The organism is Mesorhizobium sp. WSM4849 (assembly GCF_055811385.1).
In genome coordinates this window covers 1-23,802 of the sequence record NZ_JBVVPW010000015.1, presented here as the reverse complement: position 1 = coordinate 23,802, position 23,802 = coordinate 1, and the positions used below count along the sequence as shown (strand labels likewise).

Annotated in this window: 22 protein-coding genes and 1 pseudogene; 13 read left to right on the top strand and 10 right to left on the bottom strand. The window is 62.6% G+C overall.

Features of this window, described 5'->3' with window-relative positions; translation table 11 throughout:
• Positions 1–2: 2 nt before the first annotated feature.
• On the bottom strand, positions 3–866 hold the full coding sequence (locus AC0L3L_RS18375) for an RNA polymerase factor sigma-32 (RefSeq protein WP_095495354.1): 864 nt from the start codon (positions 864–866) through the stop codon (positions 3–5).
• 331 nt (positions 867–1,197) lie between these two features.
• Between AC0L3L_RS18375 and AC0L3L_RS18370 the strand changes: the two genes are divergently transcribed.
• From AC0L3L_RS18370 to AC0L3L_RS18360, 3 genes are all read left to right on the top strand, one after another.
• Entirely contained in the window at positions 1,198–1,971 is a 774-nt protein-coding gene (locus tag AC0L3L_RS18370; RefSeq protein ID WP_473486363.1) for an amino acid ABC transporter substrate-binding protein, read from the top strand.
• 159 nt (positions 1,972–2,130) lie between these two features.
• Entirely contained in the window at positions 2,131–2,811 is a 681-nt protein-coding gene (locus AC0L3L_RS18365; RefSeq protein ID WP_473486364.1) for an amino acid ABC transporter permease, read from the top strand.
• Entirely contained in the window at positions 2,808–3,581 is a 774-nt protein-coding gene (locus tag AC0L3L_RS18360; RefSeq protein WP_473638635.1) for an amino acid ABC transporter ATP-binding protein, read from the top strand. Before AC0L3L_RS18365 ends, AC0L3L_RS18360 begins: the two co-directional genes overlap by 4 nt.
• 104 nt (positions 3,582–3,685) lie before the next feature.
• Here the strand turns inward: AC0L3L_RS18360 and AC0L3L_RS18355 are convergent, their stop codons facing one another.
• The 5 genes from AC0L3L_RS18355 to AC0L3L_RS18335 form a co-directional block, all read right to left on the bottom strand.
• Positions 3,686–4,267, bottom strand: a complete 582-nt coding sequence (locus AC0L3L_RS18355) for a CarD family transcriptional regulator (protein ID WP_027152934.1) — start codon at positions 4,265–4,267, stop codon at positions 3,686–3,688.
• Positions 4,268–4,633: 366 nt separating this feature from the next.
• Positions 4,634–4,972, bottom strand: a complete 339-nt coding sequence (fdxA, locus tag AC0L3L_RS18350) for a ferredoxin FdxA (protein WP_023762879.1) — start codon at positions 4,970–4,972, stop codon at positions 4,634–4,636.
• A 149-nt stretch (positions 4,973–5,121) separates the two neighbouring features.
• On the bottom strand, positions 5,122–5,508 hold the full coding sequence (locus tag AC0L3L_RS18345) for an RNA-binding S4 domain-containing protein (protein WP_473486366.1): 387 nt from the start codon (positions 5,506–5,508) through the stop codon (positions 5,122–5,124).
• 14 nt (positions 5,509–5,522) lie between these two features.
• Entirely contained in the window at positions 5,523–8,948 is a 3,426-nt protein-coding gene (locus tag AC0L3L_RS18340; RefSeq protein WP_473638634.1) for a helicase-related protein, read from the bottom strand.
• A 676-nt stretch (positions 8,949–9,624) separates the two neighbouring features.
• The gene (locus AC0L3L_RS18335) at positions 9,625–10,209 is read right to left on the bottom strand and encodes a TetR/AcrR family transcriptional regulator (RefSeq protein WP_473638633.1); all 585 of its coding nucleotides are present in this window, start codon (positions 10,207–10,209) and stop codon (positions 9,625–9,627) included.
• 83 nt (positions 10,210–10,292) lie between these two features.
• Here AC0L3L_RS18335 and AC0L3L_RS18330 point away from each other — a divergent pair, with 83 nt between their 5' ends.
• Complete coding sequence (locus AC0L3L_RS18330; protein WP_473638631.1) at positions 10,293–11,543, top strand: FAD-dependent oxidoreductase; 1,251 nt, start codon at positions 10,293–10,295, stop codon at positions 11,541–11,543.
• Positions 11,544–11,570: 27 nt separating this feature from the next.
• Here AC0L3L_RS18330 and phbB read toward each other — a convergent pair whose 3' ends face one another.
• Positions 11,571–12,296, bottom strand: a complete 726-nt coding sequence (phbB, locus tag AC0L3L_RS18325) for an acetoacetyl-CoA reductase (protein ID WP_473638630.1) — start codon at positions 12,294–12,296, stop codon at positions 11,571–11,573.
• Between the two features lie 199 nt (positions 12,297–12,495).
• Positions 12,496–13,674, bottom strand: a complete 1,179-nt coding sequence (locus tag AC0L3L_RS18320; protein WP_473638629.1) for an acetyl-CoA C-acetyltransferase — start codon at positions 13,672–13,674, stop codon at positions 12,496–12,498.
• A 299-nt stretch (positions 13,675–13,973) separates the two neighbouring features.
• Between AC0L3L_RS18320 and phaR the strand changes: the two genes are divergently transcribed.
• On the top strand, positions 13,974–14,585 hold the full coding sequence (gene phaR / locus AC0L3L_RS18315) for a polyhydroxyalkanoate synthesis repressor PhaR (protein ID WP_473486371.1): 612 nt from the start codon (positions 13,974–13,976) through the stop codon (positions 14,583–14,585).
• 196 nt (positions 14,586–14,781) lie between these two features.
• Here phaR and AC0L3L_RS18310 read toward each other — a convergent pair whose 3' ends face one another.
• Positions 14,782–15,228: a hypothetical protein gene (locus tag AC0L3L_RS18310; protein ID WP_473525652.1), complete on the bottom strand. Its 447-nt coding sequence runs from the start codon at positions 15,226–15,228 to the stop codon at positions 14,782–14,784.
• A 101-nt stretch (positions 15,229–15,329) separates the two neighbouring features.
• Here AC0L3L_RS18310 and AC0L3L_RS18305 point away from each other — a divergent pair.
• The 4 genes and pseudogenes from AC0L3L_RS18305 to AC0L3L_RS18290 form a co-directional block, all read left to right on the top strand.
• Positions 15,330–15,530, top strand: a pseudogene (locus AC0L3L_RS18305) (helix-turn-helix domain-containing protein); the annotation flags it as partial.
• A gap of 24 nt (positions 15,531–15,554) precedes the next feature.
• Complete coding sequence (locus AC0L3L_RS18300) at positions 15,555–16,016, top strand: TetR-like C-terminal domain-containing protein (protein WP_473486389.1); 462 nt, start codon at positions 15,555–15,557, stop codon at positions 16,014–16,016.
• Between the two features lie 170 nt (positions 16,017–16,186).
• Positions 16,187–16,969, top strand: coding sequence for a 3-hydroxybutyrate dehydrogenase (locus AC0L3L_RS18295; protein ID WP_473638628.1), 783 nt, complete (start codon positions 16,187–16,189; stop codon positions 16,967–16,969).
• A gap of 46 nt (positions 16,970–17,015) precedes the next feature.
• The gene (locus AC0L3L_RS18290) at positions 17,016–18,146 is read left to right on the top strand and encodes a patatin-like phospholipase family protein (protein WP_473486374.1); all 1,131 of its coding nucleotides are present in this window, start codon (positions 17,016–17,018) and stop codon (positions 18,144–18,146) included.
• A gap of 14 nt (positions 18,147–18,160) precedes the next feature.
• On the opposite strand, the gene AC0L3L_RS18285 is transcribed toward AC0L3L_RS18290, so the two are convergent.
• A complete protein-coding gene (locus tag AC0L3L_RS18285) occupies positions 18,161–18,757 on the bottom strand; it encodes a TetR/AcrR family transcriptional regulator (protein ID WP_473638627.1) in 597 nt (198 codons plus the stop codon).
• 122 nt (positions 18,758–18,879) lie between these two features.
• On the opposite strand from AC0L3L_RS18285, the gene AC0L3L_RS18280 reads away from it, so the two are divergent.
• From AC0L3L_RS18280 to AC0L3L_RS18265, 4 genes are all read left to right on the top strand, one after another.
• The gene (locus AC0L3L_RS18280) at positions 18,880–19,341 is read left to right on the top strand and encodes a (2Fe-2S)-binding protein (RefSeq protein WP_123150164.1); all 462 of its coding nucleotides are present in this window, start codon (positions 18,880–18,882) and stop codon (positions 19,339–19,341) included.
• 2 nt (positions 19,342–19,343) lie between these two features.
• Complete coding sequence (locus tag AC0L3L_RS18275; RefSeq protein WP_473638626.1) at positions 19,344–21,617, top strand: xanthine dehydrogenase family protein molybdopterin-binding subunit; 2,274 nt, start codon at positions 19,344–19,346, stop codon at positions 21,615–21,617.
• A 396-nt stretch (positions 21,618–22,013) separates the two neighbouring features.
• Positions 22,014–23,192, top strand: coding sequence for an efflux RND transporter periplasmic adaptor subunit (locus AC0L3L_RS18270; protein ID WP_473638625.1), 1,179 nt, complete (start codon positions 22,014–22,016; stop codon positions 23,190–23,192).
• A gap of 2 nt (positions 23,193–23,194) precedes the next feature.
• Positions 23,195–23,802, top strand: a 608-nt coding sequence (locus tag AC0L3L_RS18265) for an efflux RND transporter permease subunit (protein ID WP_473638624.1), incomplete at its 3' end; no start/stop codon positions are given.

Below are 23,802 nucleotides of genomic sequence, written 5' to 3'. Positions count from 1 at the left end.
AGTCAGGCGGCGGTCGCCAGAAACTCGGGGTTTTGCTTCACCAGCGCCACCTTGAGCTTTTCCATGGCGCGTGCCTCGATCTGGCGGACGCGTTCCTTGGAGATGCCGAGCGCCTCGCCGAGGGCTTCGAGCGTCGCGCCCTCGTCGCTCAGCCGGCGCTCCTCGATGATCCTGAGCTCGCGGGCATTGAGCGCGCCGAGCGCCGTTTTCAGCCAGACAGAACGGCGTTCGACATCGATCGTGTCGCCCACGACCTCGTCCGGCAAAGGATCGTCCGAAACCAGGAAATCCATTCGCTCGGTGGCGCCCGCATCGTCGGCGAGCGGCTGGTTGAGCGAGCTATCCGGTGCCGAAAGGCGGGAGTCCATCATCGCCACGTCAGCCTCGGAGACGCCGAGCGCGACCGACACCTCGCGATAGAGCGAGGTATTCGAGATCGGCTCGGCACCGTTCGCCAAGCGGGCGCGCAGGCGCCGCAAATTGAAGAACAACGCCTTTTGCGCCGAACTGGTGCCGCCACGCACGATCGACCAGTTGCGCAGGATATAGTCCTGCATCGAGGCGCGAATCCACCATGTCGCGTAGGTCGAAAACCGCACCTCGCGTTCCGGTTCGAAGCGGGCCGCCGCCTCCAGCAGGCCGACATGGCCTTCCTGGACCAGATCGCCGAGCGGCAGACCGTAGTGGCGGAATTTCGAGGCCATGGAAATGACCAGACGCATATGTGCCATGGCGATTTGGTGCAGCGCCTGCTGGTCGTTGTCTTCCTTCCAGCGCAGCGCGAGAAGATGCTCTTCGTCGCGCTCGAGATAGGGGGCTTTCATCGCCGCGCGGACCATGGTTCGCCCTGCCATATCTTCCATCATGCCACGCTCCCTGTTCCGGGCGTTGCGGTGCGATCGCTCGAACCCTAAGCTGGCATCGTGGTTGAATTGGCGACGCCGCGCCCTACAACAGCCAAGAACGTGCCACGCGGGTGAATGGTTCCGCCGCTGATGTCGCGTGGATTGCACTGCCGAAAGCTCGTTGCGGTGGTCGCTACGTGGTCGGTTGGCGCGACTCGATGTGGTTTTGAGAATTGGATTTCGAAAGCGTCTCATTTTTGAAATCTGGTTCCTTATTTCGCCAGCCCGCATCTGTCAGTTTCCGGCGCTCACAAATGCGGCGTACGCCGGCCAATGACGGGATCACAGAAAAATGAAATGGCTCAATTCGCTTATCGTCGCCGCAATACTGCAGGTACTGGCCGTCACATCAGGCCATGCCGGCGCCAATCTCGAGCAGATCAAGCAGGCCGGTGTCTTCAAGGTCGGCACGGAGGGTACCTATGCCCCCTTCACCTATCATGATGCCTCGGGCGCATTGGTCGGCTTCGATGTCGAGATCGCCAAGGCGATCGCCGAGCGCCTCGGCGTCAAGGCCGAATTCCTCGAAGGCAAATGGGATGGGCTGATCGCCGGCCTCGACGCCAAGCGCTATGACGCCGTCATCAACCAGGTCGGTATCACCGAGGAGCGCAAGGCCAAGTATGATTTCTCCGATCCCTATATCGCGTCCAAGGCGGTGCTGATCGTGCGCGGCGACAATACCGACATCAAGAGCTTTGCCGACCTCAAGGGCAAGAAGGCGGCGCAGTCGCTGACCTCGAATTTCGGCAAGCTCGCCGAAGCGAACGGCGCCGAACTCGTCGGCACCGATGGTTTCGACCAGTCGATCCAGCTGCTTCTTACCGGCCGTGCCGACGCCACCATCAACGACAGCCTGTCCTTCCTCGATTTCAAGAAGCACAAGCCCGACGCCAATGTGAAGATCGCCGCGCAGGAAGAAAACGCCGACTATTCCGGCGTCCTCGTGCGCAAGGGCGATCCGGAACTGGTCGCCGCCATCAATCAGGCGCTGGCCGATATCAGGGCCGACGGCACCTACCAGAAGATCGCCGACACTTATTTCGGCCAGGACGTTTCGAAGTAAGCGCATTTCACGGAGCGGGCCGGTTGCCGGCCCGTATGGCAGGTATCGCGGCGAGCTGTCTTTGACGGCCGCCGCTTTTCGCGTGATATGGCGGCCGTATGATCGCGCTTCGATGCTGCCGGGGCGGTTTTGGGCGGCCATCTCGCAAGGAGGGTTTTCGTGCCGCACTGGCTGCAACTGATGCTGGACTCGTTGCCCACGCTGCTATGGGCCGCGCTGATCTTCACCGTGCCGCTAACGCTGCTGTCGTTCGCATTCGGTCTCTTCGTAGGACTGGTTGCGGCGCTCGTTCGGCTGTTCGGTCCGAAGCCGCTGGTCGCCGTGGTCCGCTTCTACGTCTGGATCTTCCGTGGCACGCCGCTTCTGGTGCAGCTCTTCCTGATCTTCTACGGCCTGCCCTCGGTCGGCATCCTGCTCGACGCTTTTTCAGCTGCGTTGATCGGCTTCACGCTCAACATCGGCGCCTATACGTCGGAGATCATCCGCGCCGTCATAGGCTCGGTGCCGAAGGGGCAGTGGGAAGCGGCCTATTCGATCGGCATGACCTGGAGCCAGGCGATGCGGCGCACGATTCTTCCACAAGCAGGCCGCGTCGCGGTGCCGCCGCTGTCAAACACCTTCATCTCGCTGGTCAAGGATACATCGCTGGCCGCCGCCATCACCGTGCCGGAGATGTTCCAGGCGGCGCAGCGCATCGTCGCCACCACCTATGAGCCGCTGATCCTCTATGTCGAGGCGGCGGCTCTCTATCTGGCGCTGAGCTCGGTGCTGTCGGCGTTGCAGACGCGCTTGGAAAAGCGGCTCAGCCGCTATGGCGGCTTCCTGGAGGCGCGCTCATGATCGGTCTTACCGACATCGAGAAGCGCTTCGGCGACAACCTAGTGCTGAAGGGCGTGACGGTCACCATCGAGGAAGGCAGCGTCACCGCCCTTGTCGGTCCCTCGGGCGGCGGAAAAAGCACGCTTCTGCGCTGCATCAACCTGCTCGAGATGCCGACTTCGGGCACGGTGCGCATCGGCGACGACGCGCTCGAATTCCATCCCGGCGGCAAGGTTTCCGGCACGGCCATCCAGCGCCTGCGGCTGCAGACCGGCATGGTGTTCCAGAATTTCCAGCTGTTTCCGCACCGCACGGCAATCGAAAATGTCATGGAGGGGCTGGTGACGGTGCTGAAATGGCCGGTCGAGCGAGCGCGCGAGCGGGCGCTCGCTCTGCTCGAAAAGGTCGGCATGGCGCACAAGGCCGATGCCTGGCCGGCGACCCTGTCAGGCGGCCAGCAGCAACGCGTGGCGATTGCCCGGGCGCTGGCGCCATCGCCGAAAGTGCTGCTGTGCGACGAGCCGACCTCGGCGCTCGATCCGGAACTGGCTCAGGAGGTGGTCGACGTGCTCAGCCAGCTCGCTCGTGAGGGCACCACCATGGTGATGGCGACGCATGATTTGCGCCTCGCTTCGAAGATCGCGCAGGAAGTGGTGTTCCTCGACGCCGGCGCCATCGTCGAGAAAGGCCCCGCCGCTGTTTTGTTCAGCAATCCGGAGCGGCAGCGAACCAAGCGGTTCATCGCGACGCTGAAGCAGGAAGCGGAGAAGGAAGGCGGCGGCGAAGGTTAATGCATGTCGCCCAAAAGTGCGCAGCGGTTTTGGGATAACGACATGCATAAAAAGAGAAACCCGGCGCGAGGCCGGGTTTTTCCAAATTCGAAGGCGAGAAGCGCTCAGGCTGCTTCTTCCTGCTCGGCTTCTTCGTTGTCGGCCTTGGCGCCGCGCTTCGGACCCTTGTTGAGATTCACCTCGATGAGGCGCACCGCTTCGGTTTCCGACATGCGGTTGACGGCCGCGATCTCGCGCGCCATGCGGTCGAGTGCCGCCTCATAAAGCTGGCGCTCGGAATAGGACTGCTCCGGCTGGTTGTCGGCGCGGTAGAGGTCGCGCACCACTTCGGAGATCGAGATCAGGTCGCCGGAATTGATCTTCGCATCATATTCCTGGGCGCGGCGCGACCACATGGTGCGCTTGACGCGGGCGCGGCCCTGCACGACCTTCAGCGCGCGATCGACATAATCCTCTTCCGACAGCTTGCGCATGCCGATGGAGGTCGCCTTGGCAACCGGCACTTTCAGACGCATCTTGTCCTTCTGGAAGTCGATGACGAACAGTTCCAGCTTGTGGCCCGCAACTTCCTGCTCGTCGATCGAGACGATCTGGCCGACGCCGTGCGCCGGATAGACGATGTACTCGCCGGTCTTAAAACCGTGACGCGCTGCGCTGGACTTCTTCTGCGGGGTGATTGTTGCCATTACGCCATGAACTCCTTGGTGTGGTACCGGCATTCTGCCGGCCGAACTCGCGCGATCGGGTAACCGATCGTTAGCCGCACAACTACGAACCCACCGGAAAAGCCGAGGCCGGCAAACCGCATAATTGCGACCGCCTGCCCCAGATCACTCTGGTCCGGATTGAGAAATTCACCTTTCAGTGATTTGGGGCGTTTGCGCCATAAATCGACGTTGTGTCACCGGCATGTTTGGTTGATGTAGCACAAAAAGTCGGAAGAATCAAGGTTTTGCTGCACGCGCGAAGGCCATGTGCCATCGCCGCCTGCCAAGGCAGTTAATGTACCATGCCTTTTAGGCGGCGTTATGCTGGCTGAAACAGCGGTCTTGTCAGTCGCCCTCGCCGGGCTCGGGGGAGAAATATTTCTCAAACTTGCCGGCCTCGCCATCGAAGGATTTGGCGTCGGCCGGAGGCTCCTTCTTGGCGGTGATGTTGGGCCATTTATCAGCGTATTCGGTGTTGATCTGCAGCCATTTGTCGAGACCCGGCTCGGTGTCGGGCTTGATCGCGTCTGCCGGGCATTCCGGTTCGCAGACGCCGCAGTCGATGCATTCGTCGGGATGGATGACGAGCATGTTCTCGCCTTCGTAGAAGCAGTCGACCGGGCAGACCTCGATGCAGTCCATGTATTTGCATTTTATGCAATTGTCGGTCACGACATAGGTCATCGGTCGGCTCCCGGACGTCCCGTTTTTGTTAGGCTTTTTTGGTGAGGTAACGTCTTTACCCGCCGCTTGCAAGGGCAGCCATTGCGCGCGATACCGGTGTTTCCGGAATGGAATTCCAGAGGGGCGATGCGGCGAAGCCCGGTTATGCGTCAGTCGTCGCCTAACAACCGGTCGGTCTCCCGGCGTTCCTTCTTGGTCGGGCGGCCGCTGCCGGCATCGCGCAGCGCGGGAATCGCATCGGCAACGGCCTCGCCCTTCGGCGCGGGCGGCGGCGACATATCCTCGTAGAGCATGCGCGCTTCTTCGGCAGGGCCGCGCCGGCTTCCCGTGCGGAGCACCTTCCAGACGAAGATGCGCCGCTCGAGAGTGATGGTCAGGACGTCGCCGGCCCGGACCAGATCGGAGGCCTGCGCTGCTTTGTCGCGATTGATGCGGACGCGTCCGGCCACCACCAGCTTCGCTGCCAGCGAGCGCGATTTCACCGCACGCGAAAAGAACAGCCATTTATCGATGCGCTGGCGGCCTTCGGCGACCATCGGAGCGAGCGAACTTACTTCTTCAGCTGGTCGCGCAACGCGGCGAGCTTGGCGAATGGAGAATCCGGGTCGAAGCGCACGGGACGCTCCTCGCGAGGCTTAGGCTGGAACGCGGGCTTTCCACCTGGTGCGCCACCCTTGCCGTCCTGCCTGCCGCCCTTCCAGTCCGGCCGGCTTTCGCGACGATCGGGACGCTCGCCCTGCGGCTTGCCGTCGCGCCGTTCCCCTGCCTCACCCTGAGGCTTGGGCTTGAACTTGCTGCGGTCGAAGCGCGGCTTGCCGGCGCCGTCGCCGTCGCGGCGTCCTTGATGGGGGGGCCGGCTGCCTGGAGCGCCGGCCGGTTGTCCGCCGGTGGCATCTGCCGGTGCGTCGCCACGGCCATCGCGGGCGGCTTGCCCGTTGCGCGGGCGATTGTCCCTGTCACGGGGCCGGCTGTCGTGGTGGCGGTGGCGCGGACGCTGGTCGAAGCGGCCCTGCCGCCACAACAGGATGGGTTTTGGTTCTTCGGCCTCTTTCTCGGCCTCTGGAGCAGCCTCGCCGGTGGCGGCTGCCGCCGCCGCGGCAGGTTCGGCCGACACTGCGCCCGTCGCAGGCGAGGCTTCGGGAGCCGGCTCTGCAGGTGCGACCGCAATCTCGGTGGCTTCGGGTTCTGCCTCTGGCTGAGCCGCGGGTACCGCAGGCATTTCAGCTGCGGCTTCGGCTGCAGGCAGTTCCTCTTGCGTGAACTCAGCCGGCGCTTCCAGCTGAGCTTCTGCGACAGGCTCCGCTTCGGTGGTGGTTTCCGCGGGCGCTTCGGCTGTGGTCTCTGCCACTGCATCCGGCTCCGAACTCTCGGCCGGCGCCTCGGCGGCTGCGTCCGCAACCGCGGCGTCCGCTGCCTTGGCCTGCTCGGCTCGCGCAGCTTCTTCCGCCTCCTGCTTGGCCGCGGCGGCTTCACGCGCGGCATTGTTCTGTGCCTCGAGCCGCGCCCTCACCTCGACTGCCGGCTTCGGCTCCGCTCGGTAGCCGAGGCCTTTCAAAATCTCTTCCATGTCGTCGGCCGTAGCGCCGAGGATCGACATCATCGGCGGCGTCACCATGAAAGACTGACCGTCATAGGCGCCGTCGGGCCGCTGACCGAGGCCCGGCTTCCAGTTGGTTGCGGGCCGGATCAGGTCGGCCAACCGTTCAAGGATGTCGACGCGCACCGCGCGACGGCCGAGATTGCGGTAGCCGGCCAGTTTGTAGAAGGCCTTGTCGAACGTGGGATCGATGACCACCGAGGTGCGGCCGGAGGCCAGCGCGTGGACCACATCGCCAAAGCCGGGCTTGTCCTTGCCGTCGTTCTGCAGCGCCCACAACAGCGTCACCAGTCCGGCCGGGGCCGGCTTGATCAGCGCGGGCGCGAAGACGTGGTAGGCGCCGAAGCGCACGCCGAGCCGGCGAAGGGCGGCGCGGCCTTCCTGGTCGAGCGACTTCATCTCCTGGGCGATGTCGCGGCGGTTGATGAGGCCGAAATGCTCGACGAGCTGGAAGGCAATGCCGCGGCCGATGCCGGTGATCTGCTCGGCGTTCTTGAGGTCGACCAGCGGCTTCAGCAAGGACTCGATCTGGAAATTGACGAAGCGCTCGGCGCGCGCCGCGACCTTGTCGCGGGCTGGTCCGGTGAGCTGCTCGTCGGCCAGCAGCACAAGGCGCGGCTTCAACGGCTCGTCGCCTGCGACCAGCGTGCCGATCGGCGCGCCGATCCAGCGCAGCGTGCCGTCGGAGCCGAGCGCGATGTCGCCATTGGCCGAGGCGCCGAAGCGTTCGGCCCGCGCCTCGAATTCGGCTGCAAGCGCCTTCTGGGCTGCTGTGCGCACTGCCTTGGCGTCCTCGCCGCCGGCGCTCTGGTCGGCGGTGAAGCGGAACCCTTGCAACTCGCCGACATGATGGCCTTCGACGAGGACAGTTCCGGTTGGGCTAATTTCGGCTTCAGGCATGGTATTTTCTCTAAGGCGCCGCATGAGGACGGAAGTCCTGCGGTCTACGAAGCGTTTCGTCAACCGCTCATGCAGCGCATCCGACAATCTGTCTTCGATTTCGCGCGTCTTTTCCTGCCAGTGTGCCTGATCGGCCAGCCAGCCGGGCCGGTTGGAGACGAATGTCCAGGTGCGGATCTGGGCGATCCGGTGCGACAGCGTGTCGATGTCGCCCTCGGTGGTGTCGGCACGGCGCACCTGCTCGGCCATGTAATTCTCGTCGACATGGCCATGCCTGGCAAGGTCCATGTAGATCGAGGCGATCAGGTCGGCATGCTGGGCAGGCGCGATCTTCCTGTAGTCGGGAAGGGCGCAGGCCTCCCACAACAGCGCCACGCGCTTGGCGTTGGTGGCCAAGGCCCGGATATCCTCGTCGCGGGACAAATGCTCGAGCGCCTGCGCATCCACAGCCGGTAGCGCACGCGTCAGGCCTTCGACCGGCGCGTTGGTCTCGGTGGAGCGCTTCAGCGCATCGAGGCTGGCGAAATCGAAATGCGCGGTGCGCCATTGCAGCACTTTCACCGGGTCGAACTCATGCCCTTCGATCTTCTTGACCAGATCTTCGTCGAGCGGATCGACCTGGCCGGTGACGCCGAAAGTGCCGTCGCGCAAGTGCCGGCCGGCGCGGCCGGCGATCTGGCCGAGCTCGGCCGCCGTCAGGTTGCGATACTGGTAGCCATCGAATTTACGGTTTTGAGCGAAGGCGACATGATCGAGATCGAGGTTCAGGCCCATGCCGATCGCATCGGTGGCGACCAGGTAATCGACATCACCCGATTGGAACAGCTCCACCTGCGCGTTGCGAGTGCGGGGTGATAGCGCGCCGAGCACGACGGCCGCACCCCCTTGCTGGCGGCGGATCAGTTCGGCAATCGCATAGACCTCGTCGGCGGAAAAGGCGACGATCGCCGTGCGTCGCGGCAGGCGGGTCAGCTTCTTCGAGCCGGCATAGGCGAGATGCGACAGCCGTGGCCGGGTCACCACCGACACGCCCTTCAGCAGACGCTGGAGGATGCCGTGCATGGTGGCTGCGCCGAGCAGCAATGTCTCCTGGCGGCCGCGCAGATGCAGGATACGGTCGGTGAAGATGTGGCCGCGCTCGAGATCGCCGGCCAGCTGCACCTCGTCGATGGCGACGAAGGCGGCGTTGGTCTCGCGCGGCATGGCTTCGACGGTACAGACCGAATATCTGGCACCGTCGGGCTGGATCTTCTCCTCGCCGGTGATGAGCGCCACCTTGTGAGCGCCGACCTTCTCGCAGACGCGTGAATAAACCTCGCGGGCGAGCAACCTGAGCGGCAGGCCGATGATGCCGCTTTCATGCGCCACCATGCGCTCGATGGCGAGATGGGTCTTACCGGTGTTGGTCGGCCCGAGCACGGCAGTCACGTCGCGGCCCGAGAGGATCAGCGGCTCAATATGTTTCGGCGGGATGTTCATCGACCTGGAAATCAGGCTCTCTTCTTCGCGTTGTCGGGAGCGCGCCCCGTGGCGGCGCGTGTGACAGCCGACACATAGGGATTTCGAGTGCGAAGCGAAAGCGGAATGTTCCGACTGCAGCTCGAAGGCTCTCGTCTGGTGTTGTCAACCGGTCCTGATTAACAGTTGGAACGAGTCTGGAACGAATCAGCTACGAATCGCTGACTCTTGCTGATTCAGGTTTTGTTCACGGCTACATCTGGACTTTTTGCCGACGAGTCTCACCACATGCTGAATCGCCGAACTGGCCCGATTCATGCAGGGCGGACGTCCTCCTTAACAGTTGCCGGTAAACGATCGGCGCAGGCCGGCGGGCATCACCCAACATTATGAAATTATTGATCTTTCCTAACGCGCCTTTACGGTTTGAGGGATGTTTTCAGCCTTTGTCGTTAACCTTCCGGTCAAAGCCGGAACGAAACGGCGACGAATCAGCGCTGGCGGGTGTTTCCCGGTTTGTTCACCCCAATATGTTGTGTCGTGAACAGGTTTTCCACCTGTTATCCACAGGCGAGGAACAGGGTTTTGCACAGGCTGTGCGGCCGCCGTTAACTTTTGCGTGCCGCTTCGGCACAAATCGGTGTCAACGTCCGTCGGTCGGCGCAGTCGCGCACGAGGACCAGACCAGACTCCAGGTTCAAGAAACGTCCTCTCCCACGGCATAGCGCTGCAAGGTAGGGCCGACGTTCTGAATGATTTCATCGTGGGACAGGGCGACGACGGGCGGAAGCCGCAGCAGGTATCGGCACATCGCCAAACCCAGCAACTGGCTCGAAACGAGCCCGGCACGTCGACCCGCGTCGGCGGGATCAGCGACCGCCGCAACCACCGGCCTGACCTGGTTGCCAAATACGTCACGCAGCTTTTCGGCGGCGAATTCGTTCGACGTCGCCGAACGCAGCAGAATTGCCATGCCAGGACCGCTGGCCGCGCCCTCCCAGATTTCGAGAAAACGCCTGATCAGCGTTTCACCGATGGTGTTTCGGTCGATCACCCGAAGTGCCGGCAATTGCAGGTCGACGACCGCCGCCCTGGCGAACAGCTCGTCCTTGCTGCGGAAATAGCGGATCACCATGGCCGGATCGATCGAGGCATGCGCCGCGACGTCGCGGATGGAGGCGCCGTCATAGCCGCGCTCGGCGAACAGGAGCCTCGCGGCCTCGAGGATTTGGGCGCGCGTGCGGTCCGACTTGCTGGGTTTCTTCGGCTGATTCTCGGTCATGAAAATTCATATGCCAACGGCCGTTGACAAATGCAATAGCTTCGACTAGAAAGTCAACGATCGTTGACAAATGGAGAGAAAAAATGTTGCCCGATACAACGGAAGTCCTGATCATTGGCGCCGGCCCGACCGGCATGGCGCTGTCCATCGTGCTGCACCAGGCCGGTGTCGATCATGTTCTGATCGACAGGCTGGCGCAGGGCCTTCAGACCTCGCGGGCTGGCGTCATCCACTCGCAGACGCTGGAAACGCTGGAGCCTCTCGGCGTCACGCAGCGGCTGAGCGAACTTGCCCTGAAGCTGCAGAATTTCGCCATCCGCGACCGCAATCGGGCGCAGCTCACGCTTGATTTCGGCAAGCTTCCGTCAAGGCATCCCTATTTGATGATGCTGCCTCAGAACCTGACCGAGCAGGTGTTCGCCGAACGGATCGCAGCCCTGGGCGGTGTGATTCACCGCATGGTCGAGGCCAAGGCGGTCGTTCAGGATGCTGACGGCGCGCGCGTGACGGTGGTCGAGAACGGCCGCGAGAAACTGATATCGGCACGCTATGTCGTTGGTGCCGACGGCATGCAAAGCCTGGTGCGCAGGTCGACCGGCATCGAGTTCGACGGCGCGGCCTATGACGCTTCGTTCGTACTCGCCGATGTTCGTCTCGACTGGCCGGTTGGGCCGACGGAAGTGTCGCTGTTCTTTGCACCGGCCGGGCTGGTGGTGGTGGCGCCGCTTCCGGACGGATCGTACCGGGTCGTCGCGACAATGGATGACGCACCGGAAAAGCCCGAGATCGCCGACATCCAGGCGCTGCTCGACAGCCGCGGACCGACCAAGAAAAGAACCCGGGTGCTCGACCTGTCGTGGAGCTCGCGTTTTCGTGTGCATCACCGCCTGGTCCGCTCGTACCGCAAGGACCGGTTGTTCCTCATGGGTGATGCCGCGCACGTGCACAGCCCGGCGGGAGGGCAAGGCATGAACACCGGCATCATCGACGCGGTCGTGCTTGGCCAGTTGCTTGGCGACGTGGTGAAAGGCGTGCGTCCGGAAGCGGAGCTCGACCTTTACGAAGCGCTGCGCCGCCCGGCGGCCCAAGAGGTGCTTGAACTGGCTGCCACGATGACCGGGATGGCGCTTACCCGCAATTCGGTGAAGCGGTTCGCCCGCAATCTCGTGCTTTCGGCGCTGAACCTCAATCCATTCCTGAAGCGTCGCATCGCCTTGAAACTGTCAGGCCTCAGCCGGGCGCCGCTTGCCCGCCTGCCGGCCCCTTCGCGCGAGCCGGGTCCGATCGCCAAGACCGAGCCTGCAGCCGGACCAGGGCTGAAGCTTGTCGCCTGACAGCCGCTACTATCCGGTTCCGCCGCCTCAGGTGATGTACTGGCCGCCATTGGCGGAGATGGTCGAGCCAGTGATGAAACCGGCATCGTCGGAAGCGAGGAAGACGACGCAGCGTGCGATCTCTTCCGGCTCGCCGAGGCGGCCGACCGGGATCTGCGGGATGACGCGCTCGTTGAGCACCTTTTCGTCCATCGCCCTGACCATCTCGGTAGCGATATAGCCGGGGCAGATGACATTGACGGTGATGCCGGCCCGCGCTCCTTCCTGGGCGAGCGCCTTGGTGAAGCCGATGTCGCCGGCCTTCGACGCCGAATAATTGACCTGGCCGGTCTGACCCTTCTGGCCGTTGATCGAGGAGATGGTGATGACGCGGCCGAACTTGCGGTCGCGCATGCCGCCCCACAGCGGGTGGGTCATGTTGAACACGCCGGAAAGATTGGTGTCGATGACCTCTTTCCATTGCTCGCGCGTCATCTTGTGGAACATGGCGTCGCGGGTGATCCCGGCATTGTTGACCAGAACGGAGACCGGGCCGAGATCGGCCTCGATCTGCTTAATGCCGGCGGCGCAGGCATCGTAGTCGGCCACCGACCATTTGTAGACCGGGATGCCGGTCTCTGCCTTGAATTTCTGCGCCGCTTCGTCATTGCCGGCGTAGTTCGCGGCGACATGATAGCCGGCGTTTTTCAGGCCGATCGAAATCGCGGCGCCAATACCGCGCGACCCGCCGGTGACGAGTGCTACCTTTGTCATGGTTTCCTCCCTTTTTAATTCGTGAGTGGCGGGCGCTGAACGCTCTAACGGCGATTGAGCCCGTTCGCCACCGACTATTTCATGGCTTGGCTGGCGCATGAACCCCGAAAATCGAAATCGATTTTCGAAAAAGGATCATGCGCAAGTGCTACAGCCTCCTTTGCACGTCCCAAGGGACGCCCGGCGCTGTAGTCTGTCTTCAGAGTGCTTCCACGCACATGGCGACGCCCATGCCGCCGCCGATGCACAGCGTGGCGAGGCCCTTCTTGGCACTTCTGCGGCGCATCTCGTAAACCAGCGTGTTGAAGATGCGGGCACCGGAGGCGCCGATCGGATGGCCGATGGCGATGGCGCCGCCATTGACATTGACGATGGACGGATCCCAGCCCATGTCCTTGTTGACGGCGCAGGCCTGCGCGGCGAAAGCCTCGTTCGCTTCGACCAGGTCGAGATCGCCGACCGACCAGCCGGCCTTGGCCAGCGCCTTGCGCGAGGCGGGAATAGGCCCGGTGCCCATGATCTGCGGATCGACACCCGCGGTCGCCCAGGACACGATGCGCGCCAGCGGCGTGATGCCGCGCTTTGCGGCTTCCGCCTCGGTCATCAGCAGCACAGCGGCGGCGCCGTCATTGATGCCGGAGGCATTGGCGGCGGTCACCGTGCCGTCCTTGTCGAAGGCCGGTCTTAGCTTGGTCATGGCGTCGATCGTGGCGCCGTGGCGGATATATTCGTCCTGGTCGACTGTCGTGTCGCCTTTCTTGCCCTTGACGATGAAAGCCACGATCTCGTCTTTGAATTTGCCGGCCTTCTGTGCGGCCTCTGCCTTGTTCTGGGAGGCCAATGCGAGCCCGTCCTGGTCCTCGCGGGTAATCTGGAACTGGCGAGCGACGTTTTCGGCCGTGTTGCCCATGTGGTAGCCATTGAAGGCATCCCAAAGCCCGTCCTTGATCATGGTGTCGATCATCTTGTAGTCGCCCATCTTGACGCCGGCACGCAGGTGTTGAGCGTGCGGGGCCAGCGACATCGATTCCTGCCCGCCGGCGACGATCACCCTGGCATCGCCGGTGGCGATCTGCTGCATACCGAGAGCAATAGCGCGCAGACCTGAGCCGCAAACCTGATTGAGGCCCCAGGCCGTGGTTTCCTTTGGCAGGCCGGCATTGATAGATGCCTGGCGGGCGGGGTTCTGGCCCTGAGCCGCGGTCAGCACCTGGCCGAGGATGACCTCGTCGACCTCCGCCGGCTCGACACCGGCACGGGACAGCAGTTCCTTGATGACCACGGCACCAAGCTCATGCGCCGGGGTGGCGGCAAAGGCGCCGTTGAAGGACCCGACGGGCGTGCGCGCCGCACTGGCGACAACGATAGCAGCGGACATGTTCTTCTCCAGACTTCGAGGTATCGAGTTTTGGTATCGTCAGGGCTTTTCTTGCCCTTTCAATGATCCAAGTCAAACCTGAAATGAGCATGACGGCCATGCGTCGCAAGCAGGTCGCTCGCGATCGTGGAAACAGTCTGGCGCATTGCTGCGCAGCATATTTGGGCCGCCATGCAGCATTAATTTATCCCGCACTGCACAAACCGCTTGGAATTGTGACGCTTTTGCGCATATCCTTGAAAAGGCGCAATCGTTACCGGCAGCTTACTCAAATGCGCCGGTGTCCTGGGAGGATGCTGATGGCCGCGAAAGACGAACCGATTATCATCAAGAAATATGCCAATCGCCGCCTCTACAACACCGGCACCAGCACTTATGTGACGCTCGAGGACCTTGCCGAAATGGTCAAGAAGGGCGAGGAGTTCACCGTCCAGGACGCCAAGACCGGCGACGACATCACCCATCCGGTGCTGACCCAGATCATCTTCGAACTGGAGAACAAGGAAGGGCAGAACATGCTGCCAATTCCATTCCTGCGCCAGTTGATCGCCTTCTACGGCGACCAGATGCAGATGATCGTGCCGAGCTTCCTCGAACAATCGATGATCGCCTTCTCAAAGGAACAGGAACGCTTCCGCGAGCAGATGAAGGGTGCGTTGGGCAAGTCGCCGCTGGACATGATGAAGATCGCCACGCCGATCAAAGCGCTGGAAGAGCAGACGCGCCGCAATATGGAGATGTTCCAGAACGCCATGCGCCTGTTCACGCCCTTCCCACCCGCAGGCTTGAATGGCTCTTCCGCAGCGCCGGCGGAGCCGCCCAGGAAAGAAACGTCGGAAAAACCTGACGACCTTCAGGAGTTGAAGGAACAGATCGCCGCCATGCAGCGCAAGCTCGACACCATGTCGTGATCGCCGGCCGGACCGAACCCGGCCGAAATCTCTCATCAGTAGACCGTGTCAGAAAATCTCCGCCTCGAATGAGGCTGAGGGACTCCGGCCACGCTAAAGCGCGTCGCGTTTGATCGGCCTCATGCGACGCGCTTTAGGTTGTTGTTTTATGCATGTCGTTATCGCAAAACCGCTGCACACTTTTGCGCGACATGCATTATTTCGTCGTCACCGTCACCAGAGCGGTAACGGGTTTGCCGTCCACAAGAATGGGCTTGTGATGATCATCGGCAAGTAGCACGCCGATCACGTGCTTGCCGGCGGCATCCGGACAATGGCCGAAACGAGCCTTGATAAGATCGCCGCCAAAGTCGCTGTTCATGCTGTTGTACGGCTTGCCGGGGATGTTGCAGGTATCTCCGGTGGGATCGATCTTCATATGCACGTGGCCGCATTGGCCGACGCCGTCGCATTCACCCGCTGGCAGCAGCGTGAAGTTGCTCCTGACGATGACGCCTATCGCCTTCTCGGGATCGTTGCCGAGTTCGATGACCGAACCGGCCACCGGCCAGACGATTTCCAGGGTTGGCCGATCTTCGGCCTGGGCAGACCCGAGCGACAATAAAGAGAAAGCGAGGACAGTCGTTGCGATGATGCGAAGCATGGTAACCTCCGTTGACGTTGTAATCACTGATTACATAGGAATCGCTCGGGCGCAAGAAAATAATCGGTGATTACATTTCGGCCTCGTGCTATTGGGCAGGCATGACCAACCCAACGGATTCCGGCGAAGCCGCCAACCCCAAGCGCTATCATCACGGCAATCTGGTTGAGGCCTTGATCGCTGCTACCGTGGAGATCATCGAAGAGCGCGGAGCAGAGCATGTCTCCGTGCGTGAGGCCGCAAAACGTGCCGGCGTCTCGCCCGGCGCGCCATTCCGGCATTTTCGGTCGAAAACAGCGCTGCTGACCGCTGTCGCCGAACAGGCCATGAACCGGCTGACCGAAGCCGTTGCCGATGCACAGTCCAAAGTCGACAGCGCAGATCCCATCGTGGCCTTCGAAGCGATCGGACAAGGCTATCTGGAATGGGCGATCAGCAATCCGACGCATTTCCAGATCATAAGTTCTCGAACGCTGATTGATTTCGACGCGTCGGATAGTCTTCGTGATCAGAATGAAGCCGTTCGCCGAAAGATGATCGACCTGCTGACCCAAGCGCTACAAGAAGGTCGGCTTGCTCCGGACACCGACTTTGACCATCTGGTGCTTGCCGCGCGCGCATTTGTCTACGGGTTGGCGCGCATGGCGATCGATGGTCATTTTCCGGAGTGGCATCCGTCCGAGCCGCCATCGCTCGCCGCGCGCAGAGCTCTCCATCTTTTCATGAGCCGGATTTCATCCAAAACGCAATCTCAGGAGCACCCCGAAGTGGCTACCCGGGATCGCTGACAAACTGTTTTCACACGGTCTGTCAGGCGCACAACTTCGAGTGAGGGTGTCCTCATTCATGACAAAAATTTCATGTCATCGCCAATCCGCGCCGCTGTTCTTGCGCCGCACGAGACATATATGCTGCACTGCAATATGCTTCCGTTAGCACCTTACTGAAGGATTTCGCCTTGCCCAGCAGAAAAACCGCCATCGTCACCGGTTCCACCTCGGGCATCGGCCTGGCCATCGCCCATGCGCTTGCGGCCGACGGCTGCAACGTCGTCGTCAATTCCTTTTCCGACACTGCCGACGACCAGGCCATCACCGATGCGATCGCCAAACATCACGGCGTGAAGACCGCCTATATCAAGGCAGACATGTCGAAGCCGGCCGAATGCCGGGCTCTGGTCGCGAAAGCAGCCGAGACGTTCGGCTCGGTCGACATCCTGGTCAACAATGCCGGCATCCAGCATGTCGCGCCGGTGGAAGAATTTCCCATCGAGAAATGGGACGCGATCATTGCCATCAATCTGTCGTCGGCCTTCCACACCATCGCTGCCGTGATCCCGCTGATGAAACAAGCCGGCGGCGGCAGGATCGTCAACATCGCCTCGGCCCACGGGCTGGTCGCCTCGCCGTTCAAGTCGGCCTATGTCTCGGCCAAACACGGCATCATGGGGCTGACCAAGACGATCGCTTTGGAACTGGCGCGCGACAAGATCACCTGCAACGCCATCTGCCCCGGCTATGTGCTGACGCCGCTGGTCGAGGCACAGATCCCCGACCAGATGAAGGCGAACAAGATGGACCGCGACACTGTGGTCCGCGAGGTCATGCTCGAAAAGCAGCCGACCAAGGAGTTCGTCACGGTCGAGCAGGTTGCTGCTGCCGCGGTGTTCCTGTGCTCGGATGCGGCGGCGCAGATCAACGGCACGCATATTTCGGTCGACGGCGGCTGGACCGCCCAGTGAATTTGCCGCGCGAAACAAATCTGGCCGACAAATCAAAGGCAACGCCATGACGACGAACGGCAAGGTGGAGGAGCCCAAGAAGATCAACGTCGCGCTGCAGGGTGGCGGCTCGCACGGCGCCTTCTCCTGGGGGGTGCTCGACCAGTTGCTGGAGGACGGACGGCTCGACATTGCGGCGGTTTCCGGCACCAGCGCCGGCGCCATGAACGCGGTGGCGCTGGCCGACGGCTTCGTTCGCGGCGGCGTCGAGGGCGCGCGGCAGAAGCTCGACGATTTCTGGCGCGCGGTGGCGCGGAAGGGCCGGTTCAGCCCGGTGCAGCGCATGCCGTGGGACGTGGCCTGGGGCAATTGGTCGATCGAGAACACGCCGGGCTATCTCTTTTTCGACACCATGTCGCGGGTGTTTTCGCCCTATGTCGCCAACCCGCTCGGCCTCAATCCGCTGCGCGACGTGATTGAAAAGGAGATCGATTTCGGCAATGTGCGCGCCTGCAAGTCGATGGAGCTGTTCATCTCCGCGACCAATGTCGAGACCGGGCAGTTACGCGTCTTTTCCGATGGCGAGATCGACCTTGACACGGTGATGGCGTCGGCTTGCCTGCCGCAGCTGTTCCGCGCCGTCGAGATCAAGGGGGTGCCCTACTGGGATGGCGGCTATGGCGGCAATCCGGCGCTGTTCCCGTTCTTCAAGACGACTGCCACCGAGGACGTGCTTTTGGTGCAGATCAATCCGGTGGTCCGCGAGGGGACGCCGAAGAGCGCCAACGAAATCCAGAATCGCATCGACGAGATCACCTTCAACGCCGGACTCTTGCGCGAATTCCGCTCGATCGCCTTCATCAAGGAGCTGATTGCAGCCGGCCGGCTGCCGCATGGCGAATACCGCGACATCCGCATGCACCGCATCGATGCCGACGAGGCGTTCAAGGACCTGTCGGCATCGTCCAAGGTCAATGCCGAATGGGCATTCCTGACCTATCTGCGCGACCTTGGCCGCACCGCCGCCAGCGACTGGCTGGAGGAGAATTACGACGCCGTCGGCAAGCGGCCGACGCTTGATCTCTCAGGCGAACTCGATGACGGCTTCAAGCCGGTGCGTGGTCCGGCACCGGGGCGGCGGGTCAAGGAGTTCCTCGCGGCACGCAAGAAGCCCGAAGCAGCGCGTCGCCGAGCCTGAGGCGTTTTGAATTGTCAGCTTTTTTGCAAGGCTAGATCGATCACCTTGATCAGCGCGGCCGCGGCCCGCCGCTGCTCGTCCGGATCGCTGATGCGCATCTTCATGCCTTCCAGCCCGTCGAGCAGCATGTCGGCCAGCAATTTTGCCGACAAGCCCTTGGCGGTGAGATCGACGCCATTGCGTCCGGCCTCGCTCTGGATCGCTGCGGCGACATGCTCGGCAAACCGGCTGCGCCAGCAGCCGATCAAGTCGGCGAGACTCGACTTCATGTCGAGGAGTTCGGCGCCATGCGGCGAGGCGTGGACGGTGCGCGTCATCGAGATCAGCGCTTCGTCGATGGCCCGCATCGTGCGCTCGGCAAATGGTTCTTCGCCGGCGAGTGCCGTTTTCGCCTGCTCGAGCGAGCGGGAGAGCAGCATCAACGCGATGGCGCGATAAATATCGGTCTTGTTCTTGAACTGGAGATAAAGCGCCGGCCGCGACATGTCGGCGGCACGCGCAATGTCGTCCATGGTGGTGCGGGCGAAACCATAGGCCAGAAACACCTTCATCGCGCTGTCCAGAATGCGGACGCGCTTGGGGTCGGTGGCGATGTCCTCGATCTCGATCATGGCGCGACTTTATCCTGCAAAAGCTCTGTTGACAAAATGACGTAATTTGTCAAGATGTATGAGGACGAAATGGCCGACCGTCCTTTTGCCTCGGGCTGTGGACGACAACAAAGGGTATCCCGATGCGCCTCACCGTCGACGGGCAGGCATTCGACGTCAATGCCGATCCCGAAATGCCGCTGCTGTGGGCGCTGCGCGATCTCATGGGCAAGACCGGGCCGAAGTTCGGCTGCGGCATCGCCGCCTGCGGCGCCTGCACGGTGCATGTCGACGGCCAGCCGGTGCGCTCCTGTTCATTGCCGGTCGGTGAGGTCACCGGCGCGGTCACCACGATCGAAGGCATCGGTACCGAAGGCAGACTGCATCTGGTACAGCAGGCATGGCTGGAAGAGCAGGTCGCCCAATGCGGTTACTGCCAGGCCGGCCAGATCATGAGCGCGGTGGCGTTGCTCGACGAGGTTGCCGACCCGACCGATGCCGACATCGACGATGCCATGGGCGGCAATCTCTGCCGCTGCGGCACCTACCCGAAGATCCGTGCGGCGATCAAAAGAGCGGTCGTGCTCAAGACGGCGGGGATCTGACTATGGCCAGTGTCGGAAAGATCGCCCGCCGCACGTTTCTCATCGGAGCGGCTGCCATCGCGGGCGGCATCGCTGTCGGTTACTATTACTACCGCAAACCCTACCCGAATCCGCTGGAAGGCTACCTCGCCGCTGATGAAGCGACCTTCAACCCCTATGTGAAGATCGGCGCCGACAACACCATCACCATCGTCGCGCCGCGCGCCGAGATGGGCCAAGGTATCTCGACGACGCTTGCTGCCATGGTTGCCGAAGAGCTCGATGTCGGGCTCGACCAGATCAAGGTCGAGCACGGCCCGGCCTCCTACGCCTATTTCAATGCGGCGATCCTGGAAGAGGGCGGTCCGTTCGCCTTCTTCGACGAAAGCATGACCGCGGAAATAGTGCGCGCCGGCATGGGCGTGGTCGGAAAATTCCTCGCCCTGCAAGGCACCGGCGGTTCGACATCGACGCTCGATGGTTTCGGCAAGATGCGGCAGGCAGGCGCCGCCGCGCGGCAGATGCTGATTGCAGCGGCCGCGCAAAAGTTCGGTATAGCTGCCGCCGATCTGGAAACGGCCAATGGCTCGATCCTGCACAAGGCGTCGGGCAAGTCGCTGACCTATGGCGCTGTCGCCGCGACCGCCGCGACGATGGCGCCGCCCGCGGAAATCAGGCTCAAAGACAAAGCCGACTGGAAACTGCTCGGCAAACCGCAAAGACGCATCGACATGCTGGCCAAGGTCACCGGGGCGCCGATCTTCGGCATCGACGTGACGCTGCCGGAGATGCTGTACGGCACGGTCAAGATGAGCCCGCGCTTCTGGGCCAAGCCGGTCAAGGCGGATTTCTCCAACGCCGAGAAAATGCCTGGCGTGATCAAGATCGTGCCGATCGACACGAATTACGGCCACGGCTTCGGCATCATCGCAGAAAACACCTGGGCGGCGTTCAAGGCGGCGGAGGCGATCGACGCCGAATGGGCCGATCCCGAATATCCGCTGGACAGCGCCGGCATTTCCGAGGTGCTGGAGCAGGCGCTCGGCACCAAAGGGTCGGTGATGCGCGACGATGGCGATGTCGATACCGCCTTCGCCGATGCGCCGCGCGAAAGGATCGTCGAGGCCGACTATGCGGTGCCTTATCTGGCACATGCGACGATGGAGCCGATGAACGCCACGGCGCGGCTGAAGGACGGCGTCCTCGACATCTGGTGCGGCAACCAGGCGCCGACCTTGGTACGGCAGCTTTGCGCCAATGCTGTCGGCATTGAGCAGGACAAGGTCAGCGTCCACACCACCTTCATGGGCGGCGGCTTCGGCCGACGTATCGAGGTGGATTATGCGCTCTGTGCTGCGCTGATGGCGAAAGAAACGGCAGGCCGGCCTATCAAGGTGATTTGGACGCGCGAGGAGGACATGCGCCACGACGCCTACCGGCCGGCTTCGGTCGGCAAATTCCAGGCGCGGCTTGGCAACGACGGCATACCGTTCGCCGTCGACATGACAATCGCCTCGCCATCGCTGATAGCCAGCACCTTGCGCCGGTTGTTTCCCTCGATCCCGCCGCTTGGCCCCGACAAGTCCATTGTCGATGGGGCCTACGACCAGCCCTACACCATCCCGAATTACCGGGTCAGCGGCATTGCTGCGCCCGCCTCCATCCCGGTCGGCTTCTGGCGATCGGTCGGCTGCTCGATCAACGGCTTCTTTCATGAGGGCTTCATGGACGAGATCGCCACCGCCGGGAAAGTCGATCCGGTCGAACTGCGCAAGACGCTGATGGCTGCCTGTCCGGCGGCGGTGAAAGTTGTCGAGAAGGTCGCCGCGATGGCGAAATGGGGCGAGGCGCTGCCCGCCGGCAAGGCCAAGGGCATGGCGTTCACGCTGTCCTTCGGCAGTTGGGTCGGTGAGATCGTCCAGGTCGCCGACACGCCGTCCGGAATCCGCATTGAGAAGGTGTGGATCGCCGCCGATGTCGGCACCGCGCTCGATCCTGATATCATCGAGGCGCAACTCGTCTCCGCCGCCATCTACGGCCTGTCGGCAGCGATGGGTCAGGAAATTACTTTCGCCGACGGCATGGTCGAACAGTCGAATTTTCATGACTACGACGCCATGCGCATCTCCCAGTGTCCGGCGTTCGAAGTCGCCATCCTGGAGAATTTTCACAAGATGGGCGGCGTCGGCGAAGTCGGCACGCCGCCGGCGGCACCGGCACTCGCCAACGCCATCTTCGCACTAGCAGGCAAGCGCATCCGGACACTGCCCTTGTCGAAGGAGGTGACCTTTGCATGAAGTATTGCCATCATGCTGACAGTTGCTGCCATGCTGTTTCGATGGCGCCTCCCCAGCGGCAGAGGAAAGCCAAGGCACGGCACCGATGACGGTCGATGCAGCCAAGACTTGCCCGAGGAACGCGGCCTAGCGGTTGCTTTCGCATCCGCGCTGCGCGGAGTGCGATGTCGCAGACGAACGGCCGCGCTGGTCCGGCGCGCCTGACGGCGGCGGGCGCATCCTGTCCAGCGAAGTATTACCCATCAACTTTTCTGACTATATTGCGGTGCAACTTTGATGTAGAAGCTCGTTCGCCGATCACGGCAAGTTGAACACGGCCTTGCGCGCACCCATATCGGCGACGCGCCGAGTTAGAAGACGCGGCCTGGCCGAACTCCGCGCAATGGAAAAACGACGATGCCGAAATACAGGTTTCACAAGCTTGCAGCCATTGTTGTGCTTGTCGGGTTCGCTGCATGGATGGTGACGGGCGAGTTCTCGTCCGTCGGCAGCGCGGCCGCCGATAAACCCAAGGCGGGGGAGGTCGAGCAGCCAAAGGCGGCTGACGCCGGCCAGGCCAAGCCCGCTGAGGCAGAGCAGCCCAAGGCGCCGTTGCGCAACGTCGCGATCATAACCCCGCCTAGGCGTACCTATGCGCGCGCCATCCGCATTTCCGGACTGACCGAAGCCGACAAGCGCGCGGTCCTGGCGACGCGCGTCGCCGGCGTCATCGACAAGCTGCCGGTCAAGCAGGGACAGCGCGTCACGACCGGCGACCTCGTGCTGATGTTGGCAGCCGAGGAAAAGCTCTCGGCGGTCAGCAACGCCAAGCAGCTTCTGGTTCAGCGTCGGGCCGAACTCGATGCAGCATTGCGGCTGATGAAAACCGGCAATCTGCCCAAGCTGCAGCTCGATACGGCTCGCTCCAGCCTGACGCTAGCCCAGTCGCACCTGGAAGCCGCGCAGGCCGAGCTCGACCGCAACGAGGTGAAGGCGCCGTTTGACGGCGTCATCGACCGTGTACCGGTGGAGCTCGGCAGTTCCGTGATGCAGGGCGGCGAAGTGGCGACCATTCTGAGCCTCGATCCGGTGATCGCCCGCGGCGAGGTCAGCGAACGTGATCTCGGCTATCTGAAGATCGGCGACAAGGCGAATGTACGATTGGTCAGCGGCCAGAATGTCGAGGGCACCGTGCGCTATATCAGCCGCGACGCCTCGTCCGCCACCCGCACCTTCCGCGTCGAGATCGCAATCCCCAACCCCGAGGGCACCATTCCGGCCGGGATGACCGCCGAGATCGCGCTGAGCGCCCAGCCGACCGACGCAGTCATGCTGCCGCGCTCCGTGGTGACGCTGGGCGACAAGGGCGACCTCGGCATTCGCGCCGTCGACAAGGACGACAAGGTCGTGTTCTTCCCGATCGACTTGGTCGACGACACGCCAACCGGCCTGGTGCTCGGCGGCATCCCTGCCGATGCGCGCATCATCGTCGCCGGCCAGGAACTGGTGAAGGAAGGCGAAGTGGTCAAGCCGGTCGAGGCCGACCAGGCGACCATCCAGAAGCTGTTGGGCGAAGCGACGGCCGGGACGCAGTAATCATGGATATCGTCAAACTCGCAATCAGCAATGCCCGGCTGACCATTTCGGTCCTGGTCTTCCTCATCCTCGCGGGTGCGGTCGCCTATCAGTCGACACCCAAGGAAGCGGAACCCGACGTTCCGATTCCCATGATGTATGTCAGCCTGATCTATCAGGGTATCTCGCCCGAGGATTCGGAGCGCCTTCTGCTGCGGCCGATGGAAGCCAAGCTGAAGAGCCTCAAGGGTCTCAAGGAGATGCGCTCGGCCGCCTTCCAGGGCGGCGGCTATGTGCTGGTCGAATTCCACCCGCAGACGGATCTGGCGACGGCGTTGCAGGACACACGCAGCAAGGTCCAGGACGGCAAGGCCGACCTGCCGCAGGCAGCCGAGGAGCCTGTAGTCTCCGAAGTCAACGTCTCCGAATTCCCCGTCCTTGTCGTGACGCTGTCGGGCGAAGTGCCCGAGCGCATGCTCACGGCGGCGGCGCGCGAGTTGCGCGACCGCATCGAGGAAGTGCCGGGCGTGCTGGAAGGCGCGCTGCAAGGTGCGCGCGACGATCTCGTCGAAGTCGTCATCGATCCGATGAAACTGTCTTCCTACGGGCTGCAGCTCGAGCAGCTGATCGG